At 50.6% G+C, this 7,947-nt stretch carries 8 protein-coding genes, 1 tRNA gene and 1 pseudogene; 3 read left to right on the forward strand and 7 right to left on the reverse strand.

From position 1 onward, the window contains the following. From L5656_RS09620 to L5656_RS09635, 4 genes and pseudogenes are all read right to left on the reverse strand, one after another. Positions 1-317, reverse strand: a pseudogene (locus tag L5656_RS09620) (hypothetical protein); the annotation flags it as partial. A 173-nt stretch (positions 318-490) separates the two neighbouring features. After that, the gene (gene speD, locus L5656_RS09625; RefSeq protein ID WP_297202394.1) at positions 491-868 is read right to left on the reverse strand and encodes an adenosylmethionine decarboxylase; all 378 of its coding nucleotides are present in this window, start codon (positions 866-868) and stop codon (positions 491-493) included. Positions 869-958: 90 nt separating this feature from the next. After that, a complete protein-coding gene (locus L5656_RS09630; protein ID WP_297202396.1) occupies positions 959-2,887 on the reverse strand; it encodes an FAD-dependent oxidoreductase in 1,929 nt (642 codons plus the stop codon). 52 nt (positions 2,888-2,939) lie between these two features. Then, positions 2,940-3,017 (reverse strand) — tRNA-Pro (locus L5656_RS09635). A 257-nt stretch (positions 3,018-3,274) separates the two neighbouring features. Between L5656_RS09635 and L5656_RS09640 the strand changes: the two genes are divergently transcribed. Further along, on the forward strand, positions 3,275-3,847 hold the full coding sequence (locus L5656_RS09640; protein WP_297202397.1) for a Chromate resistance protein ChrB: 573 nt from the start codon (positions 3,275-3,277) through the stop codon (positions 3,845-3,847). Continuing rightward, positions 3,834-5,051: an MFS transporter gene (locus L5656_RS09645; protein WP_297202399.1), complete on the forward strand. Its 1,218-nt coding sequence runs from the start codon at positions 3,834-3,836 to the stop codon at positions 5,049-5,051. The genes L5656_RS09640 and L5656_RS09645 overlap by 14 nt, the downstream gene beginning before the upstream one ends. On the opposite strand, the gene hepT is transcribed toward L5656_RS09645, so the two are convergent. The 3 genes from hepT to L5656_RS09660 all read right to left on the reverse strand — a co-directional run bounded on the left by hepT (position 4,984) and on the right by L5656_RS09660 (position 6,311). Next, entirely contained in the window at positions 4,984-5,430 is a 447-nt protein-coding gene (gene hepT, locus L5656_RS09650) for a type VII toxin-antitoxin system HepT family RNase toxin (RefSeq protein WP_297202401.1), read from the reverse strand. The two genes, L5656_RS09645 and hepT, sit on opposite strands and share 68 nt — an antisense overlap. Further along, positions 5,420-5,839, reverse strand: coding sequence for a type VII toxin-antitoxin system MntA family adenylyltransferase antitoxin (gene mntA / locus L5656_RS09655; RefSeq protein WP_297202403.1), 420 nt, complete (start codon positions 5,837-5,839; stop codon positions 5,420-5,422). Before mntA ends, hepT begins: the two co-directional genes overlap by 11 nt. Before the next feature lie 157 nt (positions 5,840-5,996). After that, positions 5,997-6,311 carry a hypothetical protein gene (locus L5656_RS09660; RefSeq protein WP_297202404.1) on the reverse strand — a complete coding sequence of 105 codons (315 nt, stop codon included), beginning with the start codon at positions 6,309-6,311 and terminating at the stop codon, positions 5,997-5,999. A gap of 313 nt (positions 6,312-6,624) precedes the next feature. Between L5656_RS09660 and fliD the strand changes: the two genes are divergently transcribed. Next, a complete protein-coding gene (gene fliD, locus L5656_RS09665; protein WP_297202406.1) occupies positions 6,625-7,908 on the forward strand; it encodes a flagellar filament capping protein FliD in 1,284 nt (427 codons plus the stop codon). Positions 7,909-7,947: the final 39 nt, after the last annotated feature.

Here is a 7,947-nt window from a genome sequence, read left to right on the forward strand (position 1 = left end):
AGATTGCCATCCCGGCAGAGAAGTTCAAAAAATTTGGTGTAGAAATAATCTCCCCATAAAGTATGGCGTGCGGCCTCTTTGCCAACATTTGCGTGGATGGAAGAAGCCAAGAAAATGAGCTGGAAAACAGCCGCCAGCGAAATTAAGCGCGGACTTTGGAACCGGTAAGACTGCCCGCTTATAATAACCATAGCGGGTAAGAATTCCCAGTCGAGCCTGCTTAAAGCCGGCCACCATACTTTTCCCTTTTCCTTCTCCAGATACCGCTGTACAGCCAAAAGCTCCTTGGCAAGCTCAGGTAACAGGTGTGCGCTCATTTTTAAGTACTCCTTTAGGAATACTGTAATAATGATTCGCCTTAAATTTAACCTTTCCTCCTAATTGTCCACTCAAGTTTTTTATAAAAGCTAACAGGCCTTGCCCGTTTTCCTTTTATGGCAAGGCCTGTTAGCCAAACTGTACTATAGGTACTAAAATAAAAATCCCCCTCCTAGAAATTCACCGCCGCGGCCCGCCGGGGCTCGATTATACCCCGCTGGATCTCGGTGGCATGTACTTCCCCGGCTTGGAACTTGTCGGTCAGGTACTTGCAGGCCTCCCAGGGATCGACCTTCTCCCCGCAAGTAAATACATCTACGGCGGCATAACCCAGTTCTGGCCATGTGTGGATTGCCAGATGCGATTCAGAGATGACCACCACTCCGCTCACGCCTTGGGGGCTGAATTTATGGAAGCAGACTTCGCGGATTTCGGCTCCCGCCGCCAGAGCGGCGTTGACCATTATCTCTTCTACTTTTTTGATGTCATTTAGGAGCTCGAAGCTGCACCCATAAATTTCAGCCAGTATGTGGCGACCCAACGCGCGCAACTACCATTCCTCCTTTACTTGATTTTTTTATAGAGGCCTTCAATCAAATCCAATTGTACATTGACACCCCCCCCTTGTCAACAAAATTCTTCACTTCTTTCCTTCGTCTACAAGATATGCACAAAGCCTCTCGGTAGCATAATAAGCTTCAGCATAAGTCAGCGCCGCCCCGGGGTCGCTACCCGTAATTCCAACGGGCAACAGACCCTTCTCGCCCGCCTCTGAAACTGCAGCTCCCTCCTCCATCCGGGTGATATCCTTGCCGAGGTAAGCCAAAAGAAGCTTGGCCCCCTCTCCGCGGGTAAGCAGACGGGCCTCAAGGTAACCTTTGAGCAACTCTGCCTTAGCTTGGACAAGGTCCGTCTTTTCAGGGACTGCCCTTTTTATGGCATTAGCCGTCATATAATAAAAGCTCATAGCGGAGATGGGCTCTTCCAACTTCCAATTGTTATCGTACCCGGCCACCACCAATCCCCAATGATTCACAAACTTTAGCCCGGGATAAGCCCAATGTTCTTCCAAAGGATTAGGTATTTCAAAGGCCTTAAGATAGGCCCCCTGCCGGATTAGCCTATCTTGTATCTTCTGTACATCCCGTAAGTTTCCGGCTATCTCCCGGAAGGTTTTACCTGTACTTACAGAATAGGCAGCCGCCACTCCGGCCGCATCCCCCGTGGCCATCCCTACGGGTACTACCCGGGTACTCCCCGAAGCCAGGTGGGTATAACCTGCCGAGCGACCTACCACTAAAAGGTTTTCTACCTTAAGAGGCACCAGCGAGCGGAAAGGTATGCTGTACATAACCGGCCGGCCATAAACATACCCCGTATCCTGGGGAGAAGTAGCCTGGACATCCACCGGATAAGACCCGTGGGCTATGCGATCAGGAAAATCCCGGTTGAACACCACATCATTAATATCCAACTGGTATTCGGCCTTTATATGCCGGGTCTCCCGCACGTAAAGCTCCGGAGCCCACCCATCGAGCTCAGCAGCCTCAAAGCCCGGGATCTTCTCCCGCAGGAATGCTACGATAGAAGGCAACTCTTTCCGGGCAAGCTCCATACCTTCTCTTTTAGATTCTTCACTAAGTCCATCCACCCCGAATACCTGGAGGGCATTTATAAGCACCGTGCCGTCCTTCTGGCGGCCTATATTGAGACCCCTTAACCTCAGCCGGGGGCTAGAGGGTTGGTAACCTTTGGTAACCGAACTAAAGCCCCAAGCAGCCCGATTGGATATTTTCGCATCCGAGATCTTCCCTTCCTTAATCGCCCTGCCTAAAGCCTCCCAGTCTACCCCCCTAACCCGGAAAATCAGTGTCACCGACTGCCGCCGGTCTTTCTCCCCTATATCCTCGGCTCCAACAGTATAGGGCACTCCGGCTGCGGCAGCTACATCGGCATCTTGAGTAGCATCAATCACCCGTTGGCCGTAAAACCTGACTACTTCACCACCCCTAACAGCTTCTATGCCTACTATCTTATCCCCCTCCATGAGAGGAGAGCGAAAGGTGGTATTTAAACTTACGGCCAGGTTAGGATAGCGTTCTACCATACGCTTAAAGATAATCTTCGCTTCTTCCACATCGAAAACTTCTCCCTGAACCTCCTGGTAAAACTCCTGAAAGGTACCTCGGGTCAAAAGCTCCCAGCGCGGCCCGAAGTTCATATCGATGAAGTTCAGCCAACCGTATGTAAAAAGCCCTCCCAGACCGTCCCGCTTATCAACTAAAAGGACCTTCACCCCCTGCCGGGCAGCGGACACGGCCGCGGCTATCCCTTCCGGCTCAGCACCTACCACCAGCACATCGTAGCTACTCCCGTCAACTGCCGGGGGAGCCGCCGGGAAAGAAGAGGGATCCGGGTTTTTTATCCCTCGTCCCCAGCCCATCCTCGCTAAAAGTAGGTTATGATATCCTAGGGAATATATGATTACAAAAACTGTTAATAATGAGATAGCACCGCCTATAACACCATAAGTGTATACCTTTCTAGAACCCGCCACCTTAACTTTCACCCCTCTGAAACAAAAATAAAACCCACCCGGGAAGACCCGGGTGAGCCGTACCTGGTCGGAGCGACTGGATTTGAACCAGCGACCCCTACCACCCCAAGGTAGTGCTCTAGCCAAGCTGAGCTACGCCCCGACACCTCACCATTGCAAGATAAAGTATAACACCAGCTAGTAACCCTTGTCAAGGCTTTCCGGCCCTTGCCGCATTCCCGGTTTTTGCCGGCGAAACCCCAGCCTAAAAGCAAGCAATTAAACCTAAAGCGGTAGCCCAGTAAAGTTTAACCAGCCCCGGCAGGGAAACCAGATATAAACTTGAGGGGTTCGCTCTTGACGTAACTGCTGTTACATGATATAACTTTCTTGTAACTGCTGTTACTTAAGGAGGAAGCCATGGCCGAAAGCTCTAACTGGTTGATTCTTATTTATAAGATACCTCCAGAGCCTTCGCGCTACCGGGTGGCTCTATGGCGGAGGCTCAAGGGAGCCGGGGCCGTTTACCTGCAGAACTCTGTCTGCATCCTGCCCGACTCTCCCGCCAATAGGGAGCTGTTCCAGGACCTTTACCGGGAGATTGAGGAGTCCGGTGGAGAAAGTCTGATCCTCGAAGCCAAGGCCTTAAACGCAGCAGATCAAGAAAGAATAATCGACCGCTTTAATGCCGAGCGCGATGAGGAATATTCTGAGTTCCTGGAGCAATGCGAAGCCTTCCTGGCTGAAATAAGGCACGAGACAGAGCGCCAGAATTTCATCTTCGGTGAACTGGAGGAAAATGAAGAGGGATTGCAGAGGCTCGTGACCTGGCTTCAAAAGATTGAGAGGCGGGACTTCTTTGGCGCAGCCAAAGCAGCAGAGGCACGAAAGCGGCTCACCGAATGCCAAGAAGCTCTGGAGGCCTTTTACGCCAAAGTATTTGCGGCTAGTGAACTTTCCCCGGATGGAGGTAAAAGACATGAACAGAGGTGACCGCCAGCGGGAAAAGGCGCTTCGTTTCATTTTTTTAATGGGCATAGTAAGCTTGCTTGCCGATATCACTTATGAAGGCGGCCGCAGCATAACAGGGCCATTTTTATCCTTGCTAGGAGCCAGCGCTGCAGCCGTAGGTTTTGTAGGCGGCCTGGGGGAACTTTTGGGGTATGGGTTGCGCCTACTTTCAGGGTATATAGCCGACCGGACACGCCGCTACTGGCTGTTTACCATCCTGGGATACGGGCTTAATCTTTTAGCCATACCCTTGCTTGCCTTAGCCGGCCGCGTGGAGGTAGCCAGCTTCCTTATTGTAGCTGAGCGCCTCGGCAAGGCCATCCGTACCCCGTCCCGGGACGCCATGCTCTCCTACGCCACGCGCCAAGTGGGGACTGGATTGGGCTTTGGGCTACACGAGCTTATGGACCAGATCGGTGCAGTGTCCGGACCCTTGATCGTTGCTGCTATCCTCTTCTTTAGGGCTAATGATTATCGGGCGGCCTTCCTGGTCCTCTTCCTCCCCGCGGTGCTGGGGCTCTTTACGGTCTTCATCTCCCGGGCCCTCTACCCTGATCCTCAACAGCTGGAAACCTCTGCCGGAGAGGCAAGCTCATCTGACGGAGGAAAACTTCCCCGCATCTTCTGGCTTTACATCCTCTTTACCACTTTTAGCATTGCCGGATACCTCCATTTTCAGCTCATATCCTATCACTTCAAGCTCCAAGGGGTAGTCCCAGATGCCCAGATACCCCTACTCTTCGCTCTAGCCATGGGTGTTGATGCCCTGGTCGCCCTGCCCGTGGGGTGGCTCTTCGACCGGAAGGGGCTATCTAGCCTCGCTCTACTCCCCCTGTGTACCATCCCCATCCCCTTCCTGGTCTTCGCCTCCCACTATTCCTTGGCCCTCGCGGGCATGATCCTCTGGGGTGCGGCTATGGGCATCCAGGAAACTATAATGCGCGCGGCCCTGGCCGAGATCACCCCCCGGGAGCGCCGGGGCTTGGCTTACGGGATATTTAACACCGGCTTGGGAGTAGCGTGGTTTTTGGGGAGCACCTTGATGGGGGCCCTGTACAGTTACTCCCGCAACTTGGTTATCCTTCTAGCCGTATCCTTGGAGCTAATTTCCGTTCTAATTATTCTACAGGCTGCCTCTCAGATGTTCTTTCCAGATAGCTCACGATATAGCGACAGAATAAAGTGAAGTCACCGAGCCGTTTTTCAAGGATCTCATAGAGTTCTTCAGGAGTTACCTTATTGTACTCATGAATTAAGCGATTACGATAGCCAGCCATACTTATAATTTTTTGGGCAAAATCTGCTGGCAGTATTTGGCCCTCCTTTAACTTTTCGATCACAGAGCGGTAATCTTGAGGTACACCTAAACCCGACTTTACAACGAGATGACGACCCAGGTCAAATAACGCCTCCAGTGCCCGGCGCAGCCTGTTCTCAGTTATATCTATGGCGTCTTCGTTTTTTACAAATTGGTCTCGTGGCAGTTGCGCCTGCAAGGCTTTAAGCCTCTTGACCGAGTTTTGAATTATAGCTAGCCTCTCAGCAATCAGTGCCTCATTGTACAAGGCCGGAAGCCTCCTTTATAGCTTCATACAGCTCACGCCGGGCCTGTTGCAAGTGATAGCGGTAGTCCATATATAGGCCGGAGATTACATATTCGAAATCCGTCCGTCGTTCCTCATCTACACAGTAAATAACCTTTCCCTTGCTTATGACCTCAAAAGCCATGGGAACAGGTGCAAGGTTCAAAAAAAGCAAATCCACTTCTAGCGGAGCAAATGTTGCTTCCAGTTTAGGGTAAAGATGCGTGTAAAGATCTACTATACCTTCCGTTGGCGCCAGCAAAACCGCTAGATCTACATCTTGAGCTCGTTCTGGCTCCTCAAGGTAGGAACCATATAAATAGACGGCGATTATTTCAGGAAACAAGCCGAATATATCTTTGAGAGCGTTAGAAGCTATCTTTTCCATCATTACATCACCGAACTAATTATAACACGGTTTGTAAAAGTTAACCAGGAACCATCATACTAAAATTGTGTAAAGATTTACCACTCTGGTGCCTCCCCGGGGGGCATAGGGGAAGCGGCAAGCCTAAAGCCCTGCCGCCCCTTTAACAACCGCATCCGGACTACACACTACCAGAAGGCAAGAAAGGTGTAGGTGGTGCCTGGCCTTCGTGAGCCAAGAGATACTTTATATACTGGACCACACAATAATTGAAACCTGTAAGTGGTTGGCCACGAACGGCCAAGTTCCACCTCTCCTTTACCTCCTTACCCTCCCCGTGCCAGCTATTCACCGCTTGAGTGAAGTAACTCCGGATCTTGCCTTGGCTTGCCGTCTTGGGTTTCATGGGTGCAAAATAGCGCCTGGTGTAGTTTATCCCTTTCCACTTGGCGAAGACCATAGACTTCGCGAAGGAACCGCTGGCATCTAGGGACATGAGAGGCCCTATTTTAACAAGGGCCTTAAGGAGGCGGCTAATTTGGTATCCGGCCAGAACCCCCTAAGCCTTAAACAGTACTGAACGAGGATAGAGGTGGTCGCTTACAGAAACCAGGCAAGTTATGCCCAATGGCAGACAGATGTTCTTAAAAATCTTGAATACGTATTAAAAATCTGGCCTCTAGAAACTCTACCGCTCAAGAGCTGGCGCACCATCATTAATTGAAATAGAATCTTTACTTTAGATATTCGTGGGCGATATAATACTTTAAGAAAGCAATTTTTTAAGTAAACAAAAGGAGATAGCCCGTATGGTTAGCCCCGTATATGGTAGCTACCGGTATAATAATTATTGGCTAGCAAGCTATCTTTTAAACCCCCTGGCTTCCTCTTATCCTTACCAGCCGATAAGCCCTATCTCTGTGGCCCAGGAAGCCTTAGGGGTGAAAAACTGGATCCAGCAGCAGCCTTCCCTCTTAGCTAATGCACTGACTTCTCTTAGCAACTATGCCCGCCAGCTCTGGGAGGCTTCCCAACCCTTACAGCTTAGTACGAGCAATAATGTCTTCTTACAAAGGGCTGCTACCTCATCTGCTCCCAGCGCCGTTACTGCCCAGGCTAAGCCAGGGGCTACCATAGCCACTTATACTATAAGCATAAGCCAGATCGCTACCGCCCAGCTAAACTTGGGCACTCCTTTGTCCAGCACCGCGGCAGCCGGGCTTGCAGCAGGTACTTATACCTTTAACCTCCAGACTGGCGGCAGGACCTACACCATATCCTTTACAGTTAATACAGGAGACACCAACCAGACCGTCCTGGAGAATATGGCCCGGGCTATAAATGCCTCCGGCGCTCCAGTTACTGCCAAAGTAGCTACCGATACAATCGCGGGCACCAGCCGCCTGGTATTAACCGCCAGCAATACGGGCACCAGCAATGCCTTCACCTTAACGGATGTGACCGGCAATGCAGTAGCTTATACCGGAGCTAATACAGTTTCTGTGGCCGCCTCCAATGCCAGCTACACCTTAAATGGTGTTCCTTATACTTCCGAAAGCAACACCGTATACCTTGATAACCAGAAATTGAGTTTAAACCTTTTAGGCCCAGTAACCAACGCCACCATCACAGTAACCCCTGATACCCAAGCTATAAGCAACGCCATCAATAATTTTGTGACAGCCTATAATAACCTGGTAACCTTTACAGCGCAGAATTCACAATATATAACTCCCCAGCTCCTTTCTAGTTTAAAACAAAGCTATACCTACCAGGCCGCAAGCCTAACCGCTATAGGCATAACCCAGAATCCAAATGGCACCCTGGCTGTAAACCAAACCGCCCTTACCAGCGCTATCCAGAATAATTTAGGACTAGTAGAAACTGCTTTTAGCGGGGTCAACGGCTTAGCTGTGACAGCCGGGCTAAAAGCCCAGCAGATCTTCACGAGCCCTTTAAGCAGTTTTGCCAATCCCTTGCCCCAGCTTAATCCTACTTACCTTTCACTTTATAATTGGTGGGGAGTTTTCAACACTGCAACCCTATGGGCTCTATTGCTACCTCCAGGCCAATTCTTTAACCGGGTGGTTTGACCCAATTTTCCTCACCCTCCCAAGATACCAATACTAACC

This window comes from Thermanaeromonas sp. (genome assembly GCF_021890735.1).
GTDB lineage: Bacteria > Bacillota > DSM-521 > Neomoorellales > Neomoorellaceae > Thermanaeromonas.